Source organism: Flavobacterium sp. ARAG 55.4 (genome assembly GCF_051846875.1).
In the GTDB taxonomy this organism is placed as follows: Bacteria; Bacteroidota; Bacteroidia; order Flavobacteriales; family Flavobacteriaceae; genus Flavobacterium; species Flavobacterium plantiphilum.
Window position 1 is genome coordinate 442664 of record NZ_JBPYCT010000001.1, and the last position, 20786, is coordinate 463449.

17 protein-coding genes and 2 tRNA genes are annotated in these 20786 nt (G+C 34.5%); 8 read left to right on the forward strand and 11 right to left on the reverse strand.

Features of this window, described 5'->3' with window-relative positions:
• Nucleotides 1–3: 3 nt before the first annotated feature.
• Both ACSV4D_RS01890 and ACSV4D_RS01895 read left to right on the forward strand, forming a co-directional pair.
• Nucleotides 4–294: a hypothetical protein gene (locus ACSV4D_RS01890; protein WP_439226917.1), complete on the forward strand. Its 291-nt coding sequence runs from the start codon at nucleotides 4–6 to the stop codon at nucleotides 292–294.
• The gene (locus ACSV4D_RS01895; protein ID WP_439226918.1) at nucleotides 284–1843 is read left to right on the forward strand and encodes a PepSY-associated TM helix domain-containing protein; all 1560 of its coding nucleotides are present in this window, start codon (nucleotides 284–286) and stop codon (nucleotides 1841–1843) included. Before ACSV4D_RS01890 ends, ACSV4D_RS01895 begins: the two co-directional genes overlap by 11 nt.
• 324 nt (nucleotides 1844–2167) lie before the next feature.
• Here the strand turns inward: ACSV4D_RS01895 and ACSV4D_RS01900 are convergent, their stop codons facing one another.
• The 3 genes from ACSV4D_RS01900 to ACSV4D_RS01910 form a co-directional block, all read right to left on the reverse strand.
• Nucleotides 2168–2422 carry a GIY-YIG nuclease family protein gene (locus ACSV4D_RS01900; RefSeq protein WP_439226919.1) on the reverse strand — a complete coding sequence of 85 codons (255 nt, stop codon included), beginning with the start codon at nucleotides 2420–2422 and terminating at the stop codon, nucleotides 2168–2170.
• A gap of 47 nt (nucleotides 2423–2469) precedes the next feature.
• Nucleotides 2470–2542: transfer RNA gene (locus ACSV4D_RS01905), tRNA-Met, on the reverse strand.
• A 35-nt stretch (nucleotides 2543–2577) separates the two neighbouring features.
• Nucleotides 2578–2650, reverse strand: a tRNA-Met gene (locus tag ACSV4D_RS01910).
• A 303-nt stretch (nucleotides 2651–2953) separates the two neighbouring features.
• Here ACSV4D_RS01910 and ACSV4D_RS01915 point away from each other — a divergent pair.
• From ACSV4D_RS01915 to ACSV4D_RS01940, 6 genes are all read left to right on the forward strand, one after another.
• Nucleotides 2954–3148, forward strand: coding sequence for a hypothetical protein (locus tag ACSV4D_RS01915; protein WP_408081133.1), 195 nt, complete (start codon nucleotides 2954–2956; stop codon nucleotides 3146–3148).
• A 225-nt stretch (nucleotides 3149–3373) separates the two neighbouring features.
• Nucleotides 3374–4255 carry a GTPase Era gene (gene era, locus ACSV4D_RS01920; RefSeq protein ID WP_439226920.1) on the forward strand — a complete coding sequence of 294 codons (882 nt, stop codon included), beginning with the start codon at nucleotides 3374–3376 and terminating at the stop codon, nucleotides 4253–4255.
• Between the two features lie 365 nt (nucleotides 4256–4620).
• Nucleotides 4621–5931 carry a ribosome biogenesis GTPase Der gene (gene der / locus ACSV4D_RS01925; protein ID WP_408081135.1) on the forward strand — a complete coding sequence of 437 codons (1311 nt, stop codon included), beginning with the start codon at nucleotides 4621–4623 and terminating at the stop codon, nucleotides 5929–5931.
• A 280-nt stretch (nucleotides 5932–6211) separates the two neighbouring features.
• Nucleotides 6212–9976: a hypothetical protein gene (locus ACSV4D_RS01930; RefSeq protein ID WP_439226921.1), complete on the forward strand. Its 3765-nt coding sequence runs from the start codon at nucleotides 6212–6214 to the stop codon at nucleotides 9974–9976.
• 168 nt (nucleotides 9977–10144) lie between these two features.
• Nucleotides 10145–10699, forward strand: a complete 555-nt coding sequence (locus tag ACSV4D_RS01935; RefSeq protein ID WP_439226922.1) for an REP-associated tyrosine transposase — start codon at nucleotides 10145–10147, stop codon at nucleotides 10697–10699.
• A gap of 650 nt (nucleotides 10700–11349) precedes the next feature.
• The gene (locus tag ACSV4D_RS01940) at nucleotides 11350–13338 is read left to right on the forward strand and encodes a dipeptidyl-peptidase 3 family protein (RefSeq protein WP_439226963.1); all 1989 of its coding nucleotides are present in this window, start codon (nucleotides 11350–11352) and stop codon (nucleotides 13336–13338) included.
• Between the two features lie 260 nt (nucleotides 13339–13598).
• On the opposite strand, the gene ACSV4D_RS01945 is transcribed toward ACSV4D_RS01940, so the two are convergent.
• The 8 genes from ACSV4D_RS01945 to ACSV4D_RS01980 all read right to left on the reverse strand — a co-directional run bounded on the left by ACSV4D_RS01945 (nucleotide 13599) and on the right by ACSV4D_RS01980 (nucleotide 20653).
• A complete protein-coding gene (locus ACSV4D_RS01945) occupies nucleotides 13599–13838 on the reverse strand; it encodes a hypothetical protein (protein WP_439226923.1) in 240 nt (79 codons plus the stop codon).
• Nucleotides 13839–13929: 91 nt separating this feature from the next.
• Nucleotides 13930–16473 (reverse strand): TonB-dependent receptor, encoded by a 2544-nt coding sequence (locus ACSV4D_RS01950; RefSeq protein WP_439226924.1) that lies wholly within the window; start codon nucleotides 16471–16473, stop codon nucleotides 13930–13932.
• 237 nt (nucleotides 16474–16710) lie between these two features.
• On the reverse strand, nucleotides 16711–17124 hold the full coding sequence (locus tag ACSV4D_RS01955) for an RrF2 family transcriptional regulator (RefSeq protein ID WP_073241047.1): 414 nt from the start codon (nucleotides 17122–17124) through the stop codon (nucleotides 16711–16713).
• Nucleotides 17125–17265: 141 nt separating this feature from the next.
• Complete coding sequence (locus tag ACSV4D_RS01960) at nucleotides 17266–18129, reverse strand: TPM domain-containing protein (RefSeq protein WP_439226925.1); 864 nt, start codon at nucleotides 18127–18129, stop codon at nucleotides 17266–17268.
• A complete protein-coding gene (locus ACSV4D_RS01965; protein WP_439226926.1) occupies nucleotides 18129–18563 on the reverse strand; it encodes a TPM domain-containing protein in 435 nt (144 codons plus the stop codon). The genes ACSV4D_RS01960 and ACSV4D_RS01965 overlap by 1 nt, the downstream gene beginning before the upstream one ends.
• A gap of 55 nt (nucleotides 18564–18618) precedes the next feature.
• Entirely contained in the window at nucleotides 18619–19212 is a 594-nt protein-coding gene (locus ACSV4D_RS01970) for a LemA family protein (RefSeq protein WP_408081144.1), read from the reverse strand.
• A gap of 73 nt (nucleotides 19213–19285) precedes the next feature.
• A complete protein-coding gene (locus ACSV4D_RS01975) occupies nucleotides 19286–19618 on the reverse strand; it encodes a MerR family transcriptional regulator (protein ID WP_408081145.1) in 333 nt (110 codons plus the stop codon).
• Nucleotides 19619–19675: 57 nt separating this feature from the next.
• Nucleotides 19676–20653 (reverse strand): M23 family metallopeptidase, encoded by a 978-nt coding sequence (locus ACSV4D_RS01980; protein ID WP_408081146.1) that lies wholly within the window; start codon nucleotides 20651–20653, stop codon nucleotides 19676–19678.
• Between the last annotated feature and the right edge of the window lie 133 nt (nucleotides 20654–20786).

Consider the following 20786-nt stretch of genomic DNA (forward strand, 5'->3'; position numbering starts at 1 on the left):
AATATGCCAGCCAATAAAAAATACCTCTCCCAATCACCTTGGTTTAAGTTAGGTAAGCTATCAGCTGCTATTTTGGGCAGTTTGATGGCTTCTGTTATGTTACATGCGGCTTTAGCTGTCTGGACAGATAGGGATATTGTGATGGCTACAGCTGTATTGGGTAGGCTTCATGGTTATCACATACTGGGTTTCAAAAGTTTGGCAGGCATGGTCTATTCTGGGAGGAATTATTTTGTTATCCACAATGGCTATTTGTTTTGGGCGGTAATAAGTTTTAAAGAGCATGGGAAATAGGGATTATAATGTTTTCTTCAATACACATACGGTAAGTGGAATTATTATCAGTATTGGACTGTATGTGATTTTCTTTGCAGGTGCCTTTGCGCTTTTCATGAATAACATAGACCATTGGGAGGCTAATGTAAAACCGGAAGGATTTGTCTTAATAGATTACGACAAAACCATTGCCCGGATAGCAGCAGAAGGCTATGATATGCATGGACGCAACCTGAGTATCTATGAGCATGATGGGGGTGTCAATGTGTATTCAGCTCCTTTGAAAGATACCATCTTGGTAAAAAGTAAGCTTAGTATTCTTGATCCTTCAGAAGCAAGAGGACGTATCGATCTGCATCTGGATGAGAAAACCTATCAGAAATCCACAAATCAGGCTCTTTCGCAGAAAACCTTGGGAACCTTTCTTTATGAACTTCATTTTTTTGATCAAATCCCTACAGTTGGTTTCTACCTGGCAGGTCTGGTTGCTGTATTTTTCCTGTTTGCTATTATTACTGGGGTGATTGTACACTGGAGAAAAATCGTATCTAATTTTTTTACTTTTCGATTGAAATCTTCTTTGAAAATCCTATGGACAGATGCTCATACAGCCTTGGGAGTTATTGGTCTTCCATTTCAAATGATGTATGCCGTTACGGGCTCTGTTTTTTGCCTGCTGTTGGTAATATCCAACCCTATTAATGCTATTATCCCTGAGGAAAATGGCAAAACCATTTTAGAGAAAGTTACGCCAGTTTATAGTCCGGAAGCTATTTCCATTAACAATAAGATAGATCTTATTTTATCGGATTTTTCTAATAATAAAATTGAAAGTGTCTATGCGGAAATTCATAATTATCATGACGAAAATGCTGAACTAGAAATATATGTTAGTACGGAAGATATTGAAAGTGTTTTTAATTACACAAAGATGGTATACCGTTTGTCTGATTGGAAGTTACAGGAATATAAACCAGCTTCGGAGGCTCCACCGTATTCGGAGGCTTCTTGGGACTTTATCCATATCATTCATTTTGGAGATTACGGAGGCATATTTTTAAAAGTACTCTATTTTATACTGGCTTTGCTTACTTGTGTTGTTGTTATCACCGGAGTTATGGTTTGGTTGGTGGCTCGTGATAAAAAGAGTTATTCACATAAGGCAAAGTTTAATAAAAGTGTAGGTGCAATTTATTTGGGTTCTTGTTTAGGATTGTACCCGGCCATTGCTTTCATGTTTCTTTTAACCAAAACTTTTCCAGCCCATATGGAACATCGGTTCGCATGGATTAGTTGGATGTTTTTAGCATTTTGGGTAGGATACACGGTGTATTCATACATAATTAAAAGCTATTTTAAAATAAACCGGAATGCTTTGTTTTTAGCAGGTGTGATGGGAATACTAATTCCGGTTTTTAATGGGATTCATTCCGGGCTGTGGTTTTGGAAATCTTTACAACTGGGATATTCTGATTCCTTCTTTGTGGATCTGACATGGTTAATATGTGGTATGGTGACCTTGCTGATAGCATTAAAACTACAACCTCAAAGGCAAAAGCAAACTTGAAAACTAACGTAAAAACCACTCCTAATCGCTATATTTTAGTCTATAGAGCGACCCATTCACTTTTTTTGAATAGTTTTTAGCTGTATCGAAGTTTAGCTTTTCCAACTCCATAAAAAAAAGCTTGAATTAAATTAGAAGTAAATCCCGTATAATTTTTTTGAAATTTTTCAGAATATAGAATGTAAACGACAAATTCATCCATAGTTTTTTTACAGATAAATATAAACAAAAAAAAGCCTCATATTTCTATGAAGCTTTTCTTAGTAGTCCGCCGGCGTGGAGACTCGAACCTGTGTCCGCCGCGGCGGATATGAGCCCTATGATTTAAATCTTATGAATTAGATTTTTAATAAACTCTCTTCCAATTCCCGTTTTTAAATATTTTTCTCTATTAATGGCTTCGATTTTGGAATTAAAAAATTCAATATGAATTACAATCCAAGGTCTGAATTTTAATGTATATCCTTTGGTCGATAAATTGTTATGTGATTTGAATCTTTCTATGAGGCTAGAGGTAAGATCTGTATAAGTTTTGCTGAATTTTTCAGAATATAGAATGTAAACGACAAGTTCTTCCATGGGCTTATACAAAAAAACACCACTTAATTGAAGTGGTGTTTCATTAGTAGCGGGAACTGGACTCGAACCAGTGACCTTCGGGTTATGAGCCCGACGAGCTGCCTACTGCTCTATCCCGCGATGTGCGTTTTGTAATCTCAATAAGGCTACCTTAGTAGCGGGAACAGGACTCGAACCTGTGACCTTCGGGTTATGAGCCCGACGAGCTGCCTACTGCTCTATCCCGCGATGTTTCGGGTGCAAAGATACAACTAAATTCGACATATCCAATGCCATTTTTAAAAAAATCTGTTCTAAGTACTATTCAGCTGATTGAGTGCTCATTGCAAAATCCTTCTTTTTTTATGTTTAAAAATGTGAATGCTGCAACTCTTGTGTGTAATTCTATAATGAGTTTTTAAATATAATACCACAACTTTGTTATGTTGCTGTTTAATGTTTTTAGGTGAAAATTAAAAAGACAACAAACGGAAAAGAACCCAATAAATGAACCAGATTTTGCAAAATAAAAAATAACTAAACGAAAACGTCATGAATTTAAAACGAACTTTTGGAGCTTTGCTAACCATTTTAGGAATTGCCGGTCTTATCTATACCGCTGTAGTTTTTACCAATACATCAGGTGGTACAAGAGATGTGAAACTACTTATTGTTTACGGTGTACTTGGTTTTATATTTTTTATGACAGGCATTAGTCTGGTTCGTAATACAAAAGATGAATCATAATACCTGAAAAACGACAAAATTGCTTTCATCCCATTTTGAGGATGTTAAAAAAGTCAGTAATTCTTATGGAAGCTATTGGATTCCATCGTACCTTTGTGCCCGAAACATCAAGAAATAAAGGAGTTGACCTCAGTACCATGTTGAGGTTTTTTTATAGATCCGAACATGAAATGAACGTATAGGGTCGGATAAAGTCGATACTCCACTTGATTCAAATTACACATTATGACACACAAGGCAGGTTTTGTAAATATCATTGGGAATCCAAACGTAGGGAAATCTACATTAATGAATGCTTTCGTTGGGGAAAGATTATCGATTATTACTTCAAAGGCCCAAACCACCCGTCACCGTATTCTGGGAATTGTAAATGGTGAAGATTTTCAATTGATTTTATCAGATACTCCGGGAATTATCAAACCGGCTTACGAAATGCAGGAGTCGATGATGAACTTCGTAAAATCGGCTTTTGAAGATGCTGATATTTTGATTTATATGGTCGAAATAGGGGAGCAGGATTTAAAAGACGAAGCTTTTTTTAATAAAATTATCCATTCTAAAATTCCGGTTTTGTTGTTGTTGAACAAAATCGACAATTCGAATCAGGAGCAATTAGAGGAGCAGGTGGCTTTCTGGACGGCAAAGGTTCCCAATGCAGAGATTTTCCCAATCTCGGCTTTGCAGAATTTTAATGTTCCCGAAGTTTTCCAGAGAATCATTTCGTTATTACCGGAATCACCGGCTTATTATCCAAAAGATCAGCTGACCGATAAACCGGAACGTTTTTTTGTAAATGAAACCATTCGTGAAAAAATCCTGTTGAACTACAGCAAAGAGATTCCGTATGCGGTGGAAATTGTAACCGAGGAATTTTTTGAAGACGAAAATATTATCCGAATCCGTTCGATTATTATGGTGGAACGCGAAACCCAAAAAGGAATTGTCATAGGTCATAAAGGTGCCGCTTTGAAAAAAGTAGGAACCGAAGCCCGTGTTGATTTAGAGAAATTTTTTGGCAAGCAAATTCATATTGAACTGGTTGTAAAAGTGAACAAAAACTGGAGAAGCAATGCTAATATGCTGAAGCGTTTTGGGTATAATCAATAGGGATAGCTAGCGAATTGTCCGTACAGAACTGAATTGAAATCTGAATGCCCTAGCCCTGATTACTTCACTATACTTTTATTTATATAGGAGTTCAGTGAATTTTATTTGAAGTGAAAATCCTTTTTTATCTCGTTCTCAAAACGAGATAAAAAGATTGTAACGGATAGCAGGAAAAAGCTCCTAAAAACATAAAAAGCATAGGTACTTAGAAACTTAGCGGCTTAGTCCCTTTTTTAACTACCTTTGCAAAAAATTAAAATACTGTATTTTAGATTTATAAAAGAATGTGATTTCATCAAAAAGGAATCCAAAATCTAAAATCTAAACGTCACCCTGAGCTTGTCGAAGGGCTAAAATTCAAAGAAATGAATAACATTGTTGCGATAGTAGGAAGACCTAATGTGGGGAAATCGACCCTTTTTAATAGGCTGATACAAAGAAGAGAAGCTATTGTAGATTCAGTTTCCGGGGTTACCCGTGATAGAAACTATGGTAAAAGCGAGTGGAACGGAAAAGAGTTTTCTGTGATTGATACGGGCGGATATGTTCGTGGTTCAGATGACGTATTTGAAGGCGAAATCCGCAAACAGGTGGAACTTGCTATTGATGAAGCCGATGTTATTGTTTTTGTAGTAGATGTAGAAGAAGGCATTACGCCAATGGATGAAACGGTGGCTAAATTGTTGCGCAAAGTAACAAAGCCGGTTTTGTTAGCCGTTAATAAGGTGGATAATGCGATGCGTGAGAAAGATGCGGTGGAATTTTACAATCTGGGTTTAGGTGATTATTATACTTTTGCCAGTATTTCAGGAAGCGGAACAGGGGATTTGCTGGACGCTTTAATCAATGCTTTTCCTGAAAAACCGGAACCTGTTCAGGAAGAAGTAGTGTTGCCACGTTTTGCAGTGGTAGGACGTCCTAATGCCGGGAAATCGAGTTTTATTAATGCCTTGATTGGTAAAGACCGATTTATGGTAACTGATATTGCGGGGACTACCCGTGATGCTATTGATACGAAGTTTGACCGTTTTGGTTTCGAATTCAACCTGGTCGATACCGCCGGAATTCGTCGTAAGGCTAAGGTGAAGGAAGATTTAGAATTTTATTCGGTAATGCGTTCGGTGCGTGCTATTGAGCATGCTGATATTTGTATCTTGGTGATTGATGCCACACGTGGTTTTGAAAGTCAGGATCAGAATATTTTCTGGTTGGCTCAAAAAAACCGTAAAGGTTTGGTGATTTTAGTGAACAAATGGGATTTGGTGGAGAAAGACACCATGTCTACCAGAGATTACGAAGAGAAAATCAAGAAAGAATTAATGCCATTTACCGATGTGCCTATTCTTTTTGTTTCGGCATTAACGAAACAACGTTTGCTGAAAGCGCTGGAAGCTTCGGTAAAAGTGTTTGAAAACAGACAACAACGTATTCCAACTTCAAAATTCAACGAATTCATGTTGAAAGTAATTGAAGCGTATCCGCCGCCAGCGACTAAAGGAAAGTATGTAAAAATTAAATATTGCATGCAGTTGCCATCGCCAACACCGCAGTTTGTGTTTTTTGCTAACTTGCCGCAATACGTTAAGGAACCATACAAACGTTATCTGGAGAATAAAATTAGAGAAAACTGGGATTTCTCAGGTGTTCCCATAGATATTTATATTAGAGAGAAATAATACTAAAAACCACTTCGTAAAGGAGTGGTTTTTTTATTAGAACAGATGCTAAAAGCTCAAGATTAGATTCTTGGGCTTTTTTTGTAGTATTTATTGCCTGTTAACGGATTTATTGGTTGTTTGTAGATTTAGGAGTTATTAAGAAAATTATTATGATTATGTTTAAAAACTATATTGAATCTGACCGAAATAGCCGAAATAGTTTTTAAAAATAGGATATATTTGGATTAAAAGGATTTGAAAAGTGAGTTAGTTAAGAAAATTATATAAACAAGAATTTATGAATTTCATTAAACAAATTGAAGTTGCATTGATGGCTATCAATGAAGCTAGATTTCAGGATCTTATAAATCATTTATTACATGTACAAGGAAATACGTTTATTGGTGCACCTGGATCTGTTGTAGGAAAAGAGAAAACCAGCAAAGGAGCACCAGATTCATTCTTTGTAAAAGATGACAAATATGTTTTTGTTGAATGTACAACAAAAGACAAACTTGATGGTATAAAAACATTCATTGAAAAACTCGAAAAAGATATTGAACATTGTTTCGATGAAGAAAAAACCAAGATAAAAAATGAGGATGTTGAAAAGGTTATATTAGCTTGTAGCAGTAAAATAGATGCGGATGAGCATTGTAGATTAAAAAGTAAAGTCAAAAATTACAATATCAAGGCGGAATTTGAAATTTTAGATATTCAAAATTTACCTTTATATATTTATGATTTCCCAGGTTTATCTGAGCAATATTTAGGTGTTGAAATTATCAAAGGTGAGATATATAATCTTCCAGACTTTTTAATTAAAACAACTAAAGGATTACAACCTTCATTAATTAATGATTTTATTGCAAGAGAGGATGAACTTAAACAATCTTTACAACATCTTAAAAATCTAGATATTTTACTTTTATCAGGTTCTGCAGGAGTTGGAAAATCAAAATTAGCTGTGAAAATTTTAGAAGACTCTAAAGAAGATTTTATTCCAATAGTAATTCAGAGTTCTGCTGTGCCACTTTGGGACGATTTTGTTCATCTGTTTCAAAATGGAAGAGATTATATTATTCTTTTTGATGACGCTAATAAATCAATACAAAACTTAGCTTATTTACTGAATTTCATTCAGAAACCTAAAACAAATAAACTTAAGGTAGTAATTACTGTCAGAGATTATGTGAAACATCAAGTATATCAGGAATTAAAAGATTTCAAACATCAAGAAGTTATAGTCGAAAAACTGAAAGATGAGGATATTGAAAAAATTATTCTCAAAGTTTTGCCGAATCTTCATAATCATTATGACATTAGAAAAAAAATAATTGAATTATCGAAAGGTAATGCAAGAGTTGCGTTAATGGCAACATATTCTGTTACTCCAGATTCTGAAATAAATTATTTAAGCAGTCCTGTTTTATTATATGAAAGGTACTTTGAAAAAGTAGCTGATGAAATAGAAGCATTTACAAGACCTATCATATTCAAAACTCTTGCAATAGTTTCATTTTTTGGTGTATTAGACAGAAATAATAAAGAAATAAAAACAACATTAAAAAATAATTTTGATATTGATTGGGATGAATTATGGGTTACAATTCTTGAATTGCATCGACATGAAATATTAGATGTGTATTCTAACGAAATTGTGAAAGTTTCAGACCAAGTACTTGGTACTTATGCTTTTTACAAATGTTTTATTGATAGTGATTCTGCAAGTATAATATATTCAAATTGGATTTCTACTTTTATAGAAAAATATCCGTCAAGAATTACTAATACTTTGGTTGATGCGAATAATACTTTCGGATATTTCCATATCAAAGATCTTGTAATGGATCATTTGCAAATTTCAGATGAAGAAACTAATGAAAAGTATTATTCTTTTTATACTCTGTTTTGGTTCTATAAAGGTTATGATACTTTAATTTACTTGAAAAAGTGGATTGATGGATTGACTACTGAAAGCAAGAATGGAAAACTTAAATTTTCGTATGTACACAATGACCATACAAAAGCTTCTAAATATTTTGATTTATTGATTAATTTTTGGAATCATCCAAACGAACTTTTAAAACCAGCAATTGAATTATCTATTGACTTAGTAGCAAAACAGCCTAATAGATTGCCTGAATTTTTAAAATTCATTCATGACCATTTTAGTTATAAAGCTGAAGACCTACATAATGAGTACCAAAGACAAAATATTCTTTTAGAAATATTATCAACTGAGAATCGTTCTCCTTTACATATAGAAATTGCAATCGGAACTTTTTTACATATTGGAGAAACTCTGCTAGGCTGGCATTTTACAGAGTTTAGATCAAAGGGTATCGCAATTAGTATCATAAATTTTGACTTATATTATTCTCCAAAACTACTCGCGTTAAGGGCAAAAATATTTGATAGCCTATATAGTTTTTTCGAGCAAGATAATGAGCAATCGGAAAAAATATTAAATAAAATTGTTCTTCCTGGGGGGAAGATTGATGAACAAATATATGTTGATGAATTACCAATTTATGAAAAAGTAATTTCAGAGAAACTCTCTCCTGACCAATATTCCCACTGTAAATTTGTGAGTCGGTTAGCAAAGAAAATTTCTTCATTGGGATATTTAATTCCCGATAATTGGAATGAATTCGTCAATTCTGATATTATTAACCTATCGAAACTTTTAAAAACTGACTTTCTTGAAGATAGAAATGGAAAATCCTGGCAAGAAAGAGAGCAAGAAAAGCGCCTAAAGATTGAGAAATACATACAATCTAAATCATGGGAAGAAATAGAATCACTTCTTTATTCAATTGAATCATTATATATACAACAGCAAGGAAGAGATATTTGGGAAATTGAAGGTGGAATATCAGAAATCTATATTGGAATTGCTACTAAAGGAAAGACCGAAATAAAGAAAGCTCTAACACTTACTTTTAGCAATGAGTTTTCATTTCGCTTTCAACCACGAATCATATATTACATTATAAACAATGATATTTTAAGTGGTGAAGAATTGCTAGAGTTAATCAATAAAACTAATTTTCGAGACCAAACATCATGTGCATTAACATTGTTGGAATGCCTACCTGAAAATCAGATAAACGCAGAATTTTTAGAACTTCTAATACAAACTTTTAAAAATAATAATCAGCTATATATTCACAGATTAATAGATTATTTAAAATTTGATTCTGAATTCAATAACTATAAAGTTTCAAGTAGTGAAAAAAATATCAAAAAACACAATATCATTTCGTTTTTAACTGAGATTATATTGAATAAGACAATAACGCAACGATATGATTTGGGACATCATTTTTGCAAAGACTGTGCTTTTTATTTTAAAAATCATATATATCTTCTCAAACGAGCTTTTATATCCTTAAAAAAGAGTGATTCTCATTTTGATTATGATGGAAAAGAATTTGAAGCAGTCCTAAATCTAGATCGTAATTTCTTTATTGAATATTTAGAACAGAAAGTTGTAGATATGGATTATTTGTCATTTCGCTTCGAACATTTTAAACTTGAGTGTATTTGGTCGCTACCTGATTATAAAGAAATAGTTGATAAAGCTTTAGATATTATTATAACAAAAGCCCCTGTCTTTTCTAACTGGGAACATCCTTCAACTGTTCTTTTTACTTTTGAAGTGAAAAATGATGAAACTATAGAGAAAATCCATAAATATATAACTGATTTTATCAATAATCACTATAAAGATAGACAAAGAATTATGATGATTATGAGTGTAACGTTATATAGATTTCGTAATGAATTTATCAGCTTTTTAAAGCAATTTTTACTTTTAAATAAAGATATAGAACTTTTTAAGAACATCTGGTTGGAAACATCTGGTGTTACAACTGGTAGCCGAGTACCATATATTCAGAAAGAAATTGATTTTTGTGGTGAAATTGCCTTAATGGTAAAAGCATTACCTAATCTCCTCGATTATGCAGACCACATAAAATATTTAGAACAAAAAATAATATGGTTGAAAAAAGATATAGAAAATGAATTAAAAAAAGATTTTGAAGGATATATGTAAAACCTCTATTAAACATCGTTAAGCCCCGATCGCTCGGATATAACAAAATATATCTCGTCAACAGATAGCGCAGATTTGTAATCTGTGCCCGCAACAGTGAGTAAGCAATACAATTTAAAAAAGCTACAGCAATAAAACGTTGTAGCTTTTTGTATATTTAAATAAAAAATGTCTACAAAATATAAAGCTACCACGACAGATCAAGCCTATTTTATAACGATAACAACAGTAGGCTGGATAGATGTTTTTACAAGATTGAATCAGAAATACAATATAATTAATGCTTTGCAATATTGTCAAAAAAATAAAGGATTAGAAATATATGGTTATTGTATCATGTCGAGTCATATTCGCTTGCTTTGTAAAGGAATAAATGGTTTTATTTTGTCGGATATAATGCGGGATTTTAAAAAATTTACTTCAAATAAAATTATACAAACGATTCTGGACGAGCCTGAAAGCAGAAGAGAATGGATGTTAGACTATTTTAAAAAATCTTGTGAACATTTAAAAAAAGAACAAGAATTTAAGGTTTGGCAAGATGGTTATCATGCAGAAATTATAGAAACAAATTGGTTTATTAAGCAAAAGATGAATTATATTCATAATAATCCAGTAAAAGAAAAAATAGTAACTCTTGTTGAAGATTATTATTTTAGTTCTGCCAGAAATTACGCTGGACTGGATAATGATTTAGAAGTAATCTTGCTAGACTTGTTTTAGTTGCGAGTTGGACGGGCACAGATTACAAATCTGCGCTATCTGTCGTTTTAAAGTAGTTAGGTTTGTTTTAGTTCCTATTGGAATAGGCAAAGATTACATCACGAAACTTCGGGATTAGGATTTACCGAATATCAAGATACAAGAGAATCTTTCTTTAATTTGTTCGATAAATTAAAAGAACAACATATTATACCTTCTTAACGATAACAAAACAATATTAATTTCCCGATGGCATTAGCTGGTCGGGATTTTTATTTTACACCATTCCTCAATTGATTTTGATCTGATTCTTGGTTTGGTTTTAAATGTCAGTAACCTTTAAAAAAACAAGTAGATGAGAAGCATTGTAACCGCTTGGGGTTTCGTTGTGTGAAAGACGCAGAATAATTTTTACGGATAACTTTTTCGAATATAGAGCAATAAATAGCTAGATAAAGCTATACGAAAAGTAATTTATGGGCAGTTTTATTTTTATTTATTTAAAAAACAGGATAAATAATACTTTTACGATAAATAATTTCTGCGGATTGTCAGCAGTTTAAAATAGCTTTATATTTGTTAGATTTTGTTACAAATAAAACAATTAAACCTAATAGTAATAGATGAAATTATCAAAGATAACAGCCGTTTTTATGACCGTAGGAGTTGCTATGGTAGCTACTGGACAGACGACGAAAATGGCAGATGTAAAAACTACGGAAAAAGCCCCTTTTGAATATGTTGTAGAACAATTTGCCGATATAAAAGTATTGCGTTACCAAATTCCGGGATGGGAAAATTTAACGTTGAAAGAGCAAAAATTAGTTTATTATTTAACTCAGGCGGGATATTCAGGTCGCGATATTATTTACGATCAAAATTATAAGTACAATCTGAAAATCAGAAAAGCACTTGAGAATGTTTATGTAAATTATAAAGGCAATAAGGATTCAGAAGATTGGAAAAATTTTGAAATCTATACTAAAAGAGTTTGGTTTGCTAATGGAATTCATCACCATTATTCGAATGAAAAAATGAAACCTGCTTTTTCTGCGGCGTACCTTACAGGTTTGATGAAAGCTACCAAAACAACTTTAGCTCCGGAAATAGTTGCTGTGCTTTTTAATGATGTCGATAGTAAAAAAGTAAATTTAGACGAATCCAAAGGCTTGTTAGAAGGTTCAGCTATTCATTTTTACGACAAAGGAATTACGGCAAAAGAAGTAGAAGATTTTTATGCTAAGAAAAAAACTCCTGATGCTAACAGACCGTATTCTTTTGGTTTAAACTCTAAATTGATTCGCAATGCTAAAGGAGCATTAGAGGAAAAAATATGGAAAAGTGGTGGTATGTATGGTTCGGCGATTGACAAGATTGTATATTGGTTAGATAAAGCAAAAGGAGTTGCCGAAAACAAAGAGCAGGCAGCTGCTTTAGAATTACTGATTAGTTATTACAAAACAGGAAGTCTAAAAACCTGGGACGATTATAATATTGCCTGGCTTAAAGCTACAGAGGGTAATGTTGACTACATCAACAGTTTTATTGAAGTTTATAATGATCCATTAGGGTACAGAGGTTCGTATGAAACGATAGTACAAATCAAAGATTTTGATATGTCTAAAAAAATGGAGGTTATTTCTAAAAACGCCCAATGGTTTGAAGACAATTCGCCATTAATTCCAGAGCATAAAAAGAAAAATGTAGTTGGGGTTTCTTATAAAACAGTTGTAGTTGCCGGGGAATCCGGCGATGCTTCTCCTGCTACACCCATTGGGGTGAATTTGCCTAATGCAGATTGGATTCGTTCGGAACATGGTTCCAAATCGGTTTCATTAGGAAATATTATTGAAGCGTATTCAAAAGCGGGAGGAAAAGGAAGGTTGCAGGAATTTGCAAATGATCCCGAAGAAATTGCTCTGGCTGAAAAATACGGAGAACTGGGAGATAAAATGCACACGGCTTTACACGAAGTAGTAGGACATGCTTCGGGACAAATAAATCCAGGTGTGGGAACGCCAAAAGAAACTTTGAAAAGTTATGCTTCCACGCTGGAAGAAGGAAGAGCTGATTTAGTAGGATTGTATTTTCTGTATAATCCAAAATTGCAGGAGTTAGGTTTGGTTGATGATTGGAAAAAACTAGGAATGGAATCCTATGATAGTTATATTCGAAATGGATTGATGACACAGTTGATTCGTTTAGAACCGGGTTCTGATATTGAAGAAGCACATATGAGAAACCGTCAGTGGGTGAGTGCCTGGGTTTTTGAAAAAGGAAAAGCAGCTCATGTAATAGAGAAAATTAGCCGTGACGGAAAAACCTATTTCAATATTACAGATTATGAAAAACTTCACGATTTGTTTGGACAATTGTTGCGTGAGGTACAACGCATCAAATCGGAAGGAGATTATGAAGCAGGAAAAAATTTGGTAGAAAATTATGGTGTAAAAGTAGATCAAAAACTACACTCCGAAGTTTTAGAAAGAAACAAACAATTTACATCAGCTCCTTACAGCGGTTTTGTAAATCCGGTTTTAGTTCCAAAATTAGATTCCAAAGGACAAATTATTTCGATAGAAGTAACACAACCGAAAACTTTTGCAGAACAAATGTTGCATTACTCTAAAAATTATAATTTTCTACCTTTAGAAAATTAAATAACCCATTGGGTGTAATTAGTTTTTGATAATAATTTTTCGTCAGTTCGAGTAATCCCGTTTTCGGACGGGATTGTATCGAGAACAAGAAAAATTTTATTAAAAACGGTTCTCGATACATTTTTTGTTTCGTCCCGTCCCGATGTTTCGGGATCGGGACTGCACAAAAAACACTCGAACAGACGTTTTTAATTACACCCAACGGGTTTAAAATAAATAAAATTCCCTTTACTAACTTTTTTAGTAAAGGGAATTTTAATTTAATGGTCGTCATCTTCATCTAAAGTGTCCATCTGATGATCTTCGTACCAGTCTTTAAAGGTTTTATCCGTTTTGTAATTATCGGTCAGAACGGTGTAAGTTAGGTAAGGAATCAAAAACACACCTACAATATGTAAACTCATTATTATTCTCAAATCTACGTTAGTTTGATTCAGAACTGCAAAAAAGAAAACATATGCCGTGGTAAACCATACGATTTTAATAGCAAAATTTTTCATAGCCCTATTTTCTCTTAAAGTTACCACTTTTAAATTTAAAATAAACATAAGTTGTTGTTAATTAGTTATTTGTGTGTTTTTTTTCAAGGAATTACAATGAATATTTTAAAGTGATTCCGTATGTTCTTTGGTCTCCTAAAACCCCCGCATAATGTCCTGCGTTACCACCGGCAGGCAATAATTGTTCGTAATAATCTTTGTTCAGAATGTTGCGGGCCCAGAAGTTAATGGATAATCCTTCTGCAGCACGGAACCCGAAACGACCATTAAAAATAGCATAACCCGGAACGATTAAATATTTAGAAGCCGATGGACTGGATGAAAATTCAGAACGGGCATACGAATCAATTCCCACAAAGAATTTACCTAAATTCCCAAACAGTTTTGCTGCTGTAGTATATTCTCCTCCTAAACTGCCAGCCCATTTTGAAACACCCGGTAAGCTAGTTCCTGAAACATCTTTAAACGACACGGCTGCTCCGGTTTCTTCTAACGGAAGTGGCGCATTGATAAACTTAATGTACTTTCCATCAGTATAAGTTGCAGCACCATTGAAACTGAAATGTTCATTGATAACAAAACTCGCGTCCAGTTCTGCACCTCTTACACGTACTTTGTCGGCATTGGCCAGATATCCACGGTTTACCCCTAACTCAGCCGCCTGAACATTCGTTTGATAATCAGTAATGTTGGTATTGAAGAATGTTACATTCAAAATAGCGTTGTTAAACGGAGAGCTTTTTACGCCCGCTTCATAGTGATTTACTTTTTCCGGTTTAATTACCGCGAGTTCCAGTATAGGCGCTCCGTTGAGAGTAGGAAGTCCGGCCACGTTAACGCCCACAGGTTTATAACTTTTAGCATAAGTAGCATACGCATTAATTTGGTCAGTGGCTTTATACGATAGCGTTAGATTTCCTGAAAAATCCGTCGCATCGGTATTTTTTGCAAAATTTTGATCGCTGTAAACTAATTTCTGAAGTGCAATTAGTTCGGGATCATTGGTTTGTAATCCGCCGTATGTCTTCCGATCATAATCGGCATCTTTTTTGTCGTAATTGTATCGTAAACCGGGTAAAACATGCAAATCTTCTGTGATTTCCCAATCCAATTGTCCAAATACAGCAGCACTAACCCCATGAATGCTGGCATTGGTTTTTATACCATAACCTTCAAAAAGACCCGGAGTTTTCCATTTTTCGCTGGTGGTGCTTTGGGAAAATCGCCATTGTGCATTTCCTGATTCTTCGGTGCCATTAGTTTTTGAAGTCTGATCCATAAGAAATACACCTGCTGTACCTTTTAATTGCGATGAGATTTCTCCGGAATACCGTATTTCCTGAGTAAACTGTGTTTGTCTGGATGGGTTTTGTGATTTTGCCAATACCTGCAATCCTGTAAAATCCCTGTCATTGGACGGATCCCAGTTCCAAAAACGCCATGCAGTAGTAGAAGTTAAAGTCCCCAGTCCTATTTTAGAATCTACAGTTAGTGAAGCTCCTCCTAAATCCTGATTGGAACGCCATGGCGTATCGTGATCTATTTTTCGGTCAAAGGCATTATTGCTAGGTAATTGGTATCCTAAATCGGCAATGATAGCATCAAATTGTCGGTAAGCCGCTCTTTGTGTTGGCGCTACACCTGCAATTACCTGTGCATAGCCATCAGGACGTTGCGTTGTAATGTCTGCTGCCAGGAGTACGTTGGTGTTTTCTGACGGAGTATAAAGCAATTGACCTCTGATTCCCTGATTGTTTAAGGTGTTTGTCGCTCTTCCTGTTGCCACGTTATCAATTAAACCATCACGTTGTGTGCCGGAAAATGAGATTCGTCCGGCAATTTTTTTACTCAATCCTCCTGTAATAGAAGCTTTGGCTTGCAGATAATTATAATTACCATAACTCACTTCAATAGTGGCTCCCGGCGTAAAACTGGGTTTGCGTGTAGTAATGTTAAAAGCTCCGGCTGTAGTGTTTTTTCCAAATAACGTTCCTTGCGGACCACGTAAAACTTCAATCTGACTCACATCAATAAAATCTAATGTAGTCGCTGCGGGGCGGGCGTAATATACGCCATCCACATAAAAACCAACTCCGGGGTCGATACCATCATTGGTTAATCCGAATGGAGAACCTAAACTACGGATATTTATTCCCGTATTTCTGGGATTGGATGAATACAACTGTACGGATGGAATTAATTCTTTAATACGGTTTACATTGAAAGCACCAGCTTGTTCGGCTTGTTTTCCGCTTACAACCGAAATAGGAATTGGTACATTCTGAGCTTTTTCAATTCTTCTTCTGGACGAGATGACCACTTCGGCAAGTTGATTGTCTTCGGTTAATAATATATTTAGTGAACTTTCAGGAAGACTTTGAATTAGTATACGCTCTTGTTTATAACCTGTATATTGTATTAAAAGAGTAACGGGTAATTTTCCTTGTAAATCGATACTAAAATTGCCATTCAGGTCAGTAGTTGTGTTTAGTGTTGTTCCATTAATAATTATGTTGGCCGATTCTAATGGACTATTTTCGGTATTGTTTACGTGACCTTTAATTATTTGGGCAAATGTTCCTGAAACGCTTAGTAACAAGAGAGTTGTGAATATATTTTTTATAACAGTTTTCATTATTTTATTAATTATATATGATTAGTAGAATTTAAAATTAAATTTTTTTTACTGGCACATACACATCATATAATAATGAAATGTTTTATTTGAATTTAAAGTAATAAGCGTTTTTGAGCTTCTTTTGAAAAAGCTTTTTTGAATTGTTTCCATCGTTTAATAATTATAGTGATAATTGTAAATCGAGGCAAATATATATAAATTCTATAAAAATAGTAGGATTAAATAAATATTTTTTTATTTTTTTACTAATGAAGCTATAGTAATGCCTTGCATGGCTTTTAAAGTTTCGTCTCTGATAGTCATCAACCCGTGTCTTAGCAGGCATTCTGACTCGTCAATGCAATCGGAACAGCGTTCGTAAAAATTTAGGGAAGCACAAGGTAATAAAGCAATAGCACCATCAAATAAACGATGAATATCGGCTAATGTAATTTCGTTTCCTGATTTTAAAAGGTAATAGCCGCCAAATTTTCCCTGTTTACTGCCTACTAAATGTCCGCGTTTTAAGTCCAGTAATATTTGCTCCAAAAACTTTTTGGGAATATTAGCTGATTCAGCAATATCTGTAGTTTTAGAAATATGATTGGCATCTTGTTGCGCTAAATAGAGTAGTGCTTTGAGTGCGTATTTGGTTTTTTGTGAAAGCATGTTATCCGGGTTCAGCTAAAATCTGGATAAAGATAAATAATTTTACAGAGGAGTCAAGTGATTTATAAAACAATAACCTACTTTGTTATAAAGTAGGCTATTTGTTTTTGCTTGTTTTGCTTTTTTAGAATGATTTTCGGTTTACCAGCTTCCGCTGGAACCTCCGCCGGAGAATCCTCCTCCGCCAAAGCCGCCACCGAATCCGCCGCCACCGAATCCGCCGCCGCCAAATCCACCACCGGAAGAACCTCCTCCGAAGCCACCGCTGCTGCGTCCCAGACTGCTCAGGATAATGGCATCTAATAAGCTTGGTCCACCACCGCGATTTCCTGAGTTGCCACCGCCACCGCCTTTGTTTTTAGAAATTAAAATAATAATAAAAACAATGATGATGATAAATGGCAAAATAGGGAAATCCTGTTGCTTATTTTGTTTGCGACTGCCTTTATATTTGCCTTTGAAAACATCAAATAACGCATCAATACCTTTGTTGATTCCGTTGTAGAAACTTCCGGCTTTAAATTCAGGGATAATAATATTTCGGATAATTTCGCCACCCGTTCCGGCTGTTAATCGGTCTTCTAAACCATAACCGGGATTAATGGCGATTTTCCGGTCGTTTTTAGAAATGAGTATAATAACACCATTATCTTCTTTTGCCTGACCAATTCCCCAGGTTTGTGCCCAGTTAGTCGCCAGCTGGTTTACATCTTCTCCCTTTAAACTTTCCACCGTGATAACTACAATTTGAGTACTCGTGGTGTCGGAATAGCGAACGAGCTTTTCTTCTAATTGTGTCTTTTCTGTAGCGCTTAAAACATTTGCATAATCATACACTGAGGTTTGAAATTGCGGTTTTTCAGGGATGGTAAATTGTGCAAATGAAAAACTGTTATGGAGCAAAAATAAAACCGCTAATAAAAAATTCCATCCGGCTACTTTACTTTTTTGACTTTTAACTTTTGACTTTCGACTTTTGACTTTCGACTTTTGATCTATTTTCATTATCCTTTTGAAATTTCGTTTGATAATTCATTGGTGTCATTGGACCACGGGAAATGAGTTTTTAATTCTTCACCGGCACTCAAAATACCATCTATCAAACCTTGTTTGAAGTTGCCGCTTTTAAAATGAGCAACCATGATTTCTTTGGTTTTATCCCAAAAATCATTTCCCACAATGTCATTAATACCCTTATCACCGCATATTACAAAGGTATGATCTTCAACAGCAATATAGATTAAAACTCCGTTTTTAAGTTGCGTTTCATCCATTTTTAGCTCGTGAAAAACTTCTTTAGCGCGGTCAAAAGCATCCATTGAAGTGGTTTTTTCAATGTGAACTCTGATTTCTCCGGATGTGTTTTTTTCGGCAATACCTATAGCCTCCACGATGGCCAGTTCCTCTTCGGGTGTTAAAAAATCTTCTACTTTAGACATGGGAAATGTTTTTTATATAATTTAAAAACCCCTCTTTTGGAGGGGTAGTATGAATTTAGAATTTTACTTCCACTGGTTTGTCAGCGCCTTCAACAGCGTTGAAATAAGCTTTTTCCTGGAAACCAAACATTCCTGCAAACAAACTGTTTGGGAAAGTTTTTATATGGTTGTTGTATGGTTTTACCGCTTCATTAAAACGGGTACGGGCAGTTAAAATCTGATTTTCTGTGCTGGCCAATTCGTCTTGTAATTTCAGGAAATTCTGATTGGCTTTTAACTCCGGATATCTTTCAACAGAAACTAATAAACGGGACAAAGAGCTGCTTACGCCACTTTGAGCAGAATTAAATGCTGCCAGTTGTTCCGGTGTAATGTTGGTTGGATCAACGGTAGTCTGAGTTGCTTTAGCACGCGCTTCGATAACAGCAGTTAAAGTGCTTTTTTCAAAATCAGCAGCACCTTTTACGGTATTGACTAAATTCCCAATTAAGTCGTTACGTCTTTGATAAGCTGTTTGCACATTTCCCCATGATTCTTCAATGTTTTGATTCAAAGTTACAGCGGTATTGTTAATACCTTTAATCCAGCTATAACCGGCAATTACGATTACAGCAACAATAATCCAGGGTAAAAATTTTTTAAAATCCATTTTTCTGTTTAATTTAAAGTTTAATATTTATTGTTTTAATTTATTTCAAAATTGATATTGCAATTAGTATTGATTACAGTTCGTTTTTAATATTCGTTAGCTGCACTTTAATAGCTTCGAGTTTGCTGATGATTTCAAACTTGTCCAGTGTTTTCTTTTGTCCTTCTTTCAAATGGGTTTTAGCTCCTTCTAATGTAAAACCTCTTTCTTTGACTAAATGATAAATCAATTGTAAATTTTTAATGTCTTCCGGAGTAAACATTCTGTTGCCTTTAGCATTCTTTTTAGGTTTCAGAATATCAAATTCACTGTCCCAAAAACGAATCAGCGAAGCATTTACGTCAAAGGCTTTGGCTACTTCGCCAATGCTGTAATACCTTTTGTCTTTTGAAAGTTCGATATGCATATGAATATTTTTTTGAATGTTTTTAATCTGAAATCTAAGTTCTGCAATTTGAAATTGTTAATCCAGAGACTGATTTTCCTGATTGGCCAGTTTTGAAATAGCAACATATTCCACCGCCGAGATATTTCCGTAATAAAAATTAAGCGGATTTACCACCCGGCCATCTTTATGTACTTCATAATGCAGGTGTGGTGCTTCTGAACGTCCTGTACTTCCCACATAACCTATAATGTCACCTCTCTTAATACGCTGTCCCGCTCTGCAATTGTATTTGCTCAAGTGGGCATACAAAGTTTCATATCCATAACCATGCCTGATTACAATATGATTGCCGTAACCGGAAGCTCTGTCATCTGCCTGTTTGACCACTCCGTCACCTGTTGCAAAAACAGGAGTGCCTTTTTTTGCAGTAAAATCCATGCCTTCGTGCATTTTTCTTACTTTCGTGAAAGGATCTGTCCGGTATCCAAAACCGGAAGCCATTCTTTTTAAATTTTCATTTCTGACAGGTTGTATGGCAGGAATGGCAGCCAGTAATTTGTTTTTTTCCTTGGCCAGTTTTAAAATATAATCTAATGATTGCGATTGAATAGCTAATTGTTTCGTCAGTACATCAACTCTTTTTGTGGTTTGTAAAACCAGTTGGGTATTGTTATAACCTTCGAGCGCCTTGTATCTGTTTACATCCGAAAACCCTGATTTTCGTTCTTCTTCCGAAATTGCAGCGGTATTAAAATAAGTGCGGTATAGATTGTTGTCCCGTTCTTCAATGGCTCCGGCTACATTTTCTATCTGATCCACTTTTTTATTTAAAACGGCATAATTTAATTTCAGATTTTCAATTTCCCGAAGTAAAAGACGGTCTTTAGGAGTATCAAAATAAGGGGTATTTAACAAAATCACAAAACTAATAAAACCAAATAACGCCGAAGCCAGCAAAAACAAAGCAACAAAACCAAATTTGCGTCTTTTTTTTACTTTAATTTTTCGATATGCCAGATTTTCAGAATCGTAATAATATTTTACTTTCGCCATATTTTAAAATACCCTATTTTTGCACCTCTAAAAAAGCACATTGGAACAAATTTAATAAATGTTTTAGTTGTTACGCCCTTTTTTTAGTATTAAATATAACATAAAATTGATTTAAAGATTTAAAAATTTAATG

Excerpts from the sequence above, each read along its gene's own strand:
- ACSV4D_RS01900 (WP_439226919.1), bottom strand. The coding sequence starts at position 2,422 with ATGGAAGAACTTGTCGTTTACATTCTATATTCTGAAAAATTCAGCAAA.
- der (WP_408081135.1), top strand. The coding sequence starts at position 4,621 with ATGAATAACATTGTTGCGATAGTAGGAAGACCTAATGTGGGGAAATCG.
- era (WP_439226920.1), top strand. The coding sequence starts at position 3,374 with ATGACACACAAGGCAGGTTTTGTAAATATCATTGGGAATCCAAACGTA.
- ACSV4D_RS01960 (WP_439226925.1), bottom strand. The coding sequence starts at position 18,129 with ATGAAAATAGATCAAAAGTCGAAAGTCAAAAGTCGAAAGTCAAAAGTT.
- ACSV4D_RS01895 (WP_439226918.1), top strand. The coding sequence starts at position 284 with ATGGGAAATAGGGATTATAATGTTTTCTTCAATACACATACGGTAAGT.
- ACSV4D_RS01930 (WP_439226921.1), top strand. The coding sequence starts at position 6,212 with ATGAATTTCATTAAACAAATTGAAGTTGCATTGATGGCTATCAATGAA.
- ACSV4D_RS01980 (WP_408081146.1), bottom strand. The coding sequence starts at position 20,653 with ATGGCGAAAGTAAAATATTATTACGATTCTGAAAATCTGGCATATCGA.
- ACSV4D_RS01940 (WP_439226963.1), top strand. The coding sequence starts at position 11,350 with ATGGTAGCTACTGGACAGACGACGAAAATGGCAGATGTAAAAACTACG.
- ACSV4D_RS01970 (WP_408081144.1), bottom strand. The coding sequence starts at position 19,212 with ATGGATTTTAAAAAATTTTTACCCTGGATTATTGTTGCTGTAATCGTA.
- ACSV4D_RS01955 (WP_073241047.1), bottom strand. The coding sequence starts at position 17,124 with ATGCTTTCACAAAAAACCAAATACGCACTCAAAGCACTACTCTATTTA.
- ACSV4D_RS01950 (WP_439226924.1), bottom strand. The coding sequence starts at position 16,473 with ATGAAAACTGTTATAAAAAATATATTCACAACTCTCTTGTTACTAAGC.
- ACSV4D_RS01890 (WP_439226917.1), top strand. The coding sequence starts at position 4 with ATGCCAGCCAATAAAAAATACCTCTCCCAATCACCTTGGTTTAAGTTA.
- ACSV4D_RS01945 (WP_439226923.1), bottom strand. The coding sequence starts at position 13,838 with ATGAAAAATTTTGCTATTAAAATCGTATGGTTTACCACGGCATATGTT.
- ACSV4D_RS01965 (WP_439226926.1), bottom strand. The coding sequence starts at position 18,563 with ATGTCTAAAGTAGAAGATTTTTTAACACCCGAAGAGGAACTGGCCATC.
- ACSV4D_RS01915 (WP_408081133.1), top strand. The coding sequence starts at position 2,954 with ATGAATTTAAAACGAACTTTTGGAGCTTTGCTAACCATTTTAGGAATT.
- ACSV4D_RS01975 (WP_408081145.1), bottom strand. The coding sequence starts at position 19,618 with ATGCATATCGAACTTTCAAAAGACAAAAGGTATTACAGCATTGGCGAA.
- ACSV4D_RS01935 (WP_439226922.1), top strand. The coding sequence starts at position 10,145 with ATGTCTACAAAATATAAAGCTACCACGACAGATCAAGCCTATTTTATA.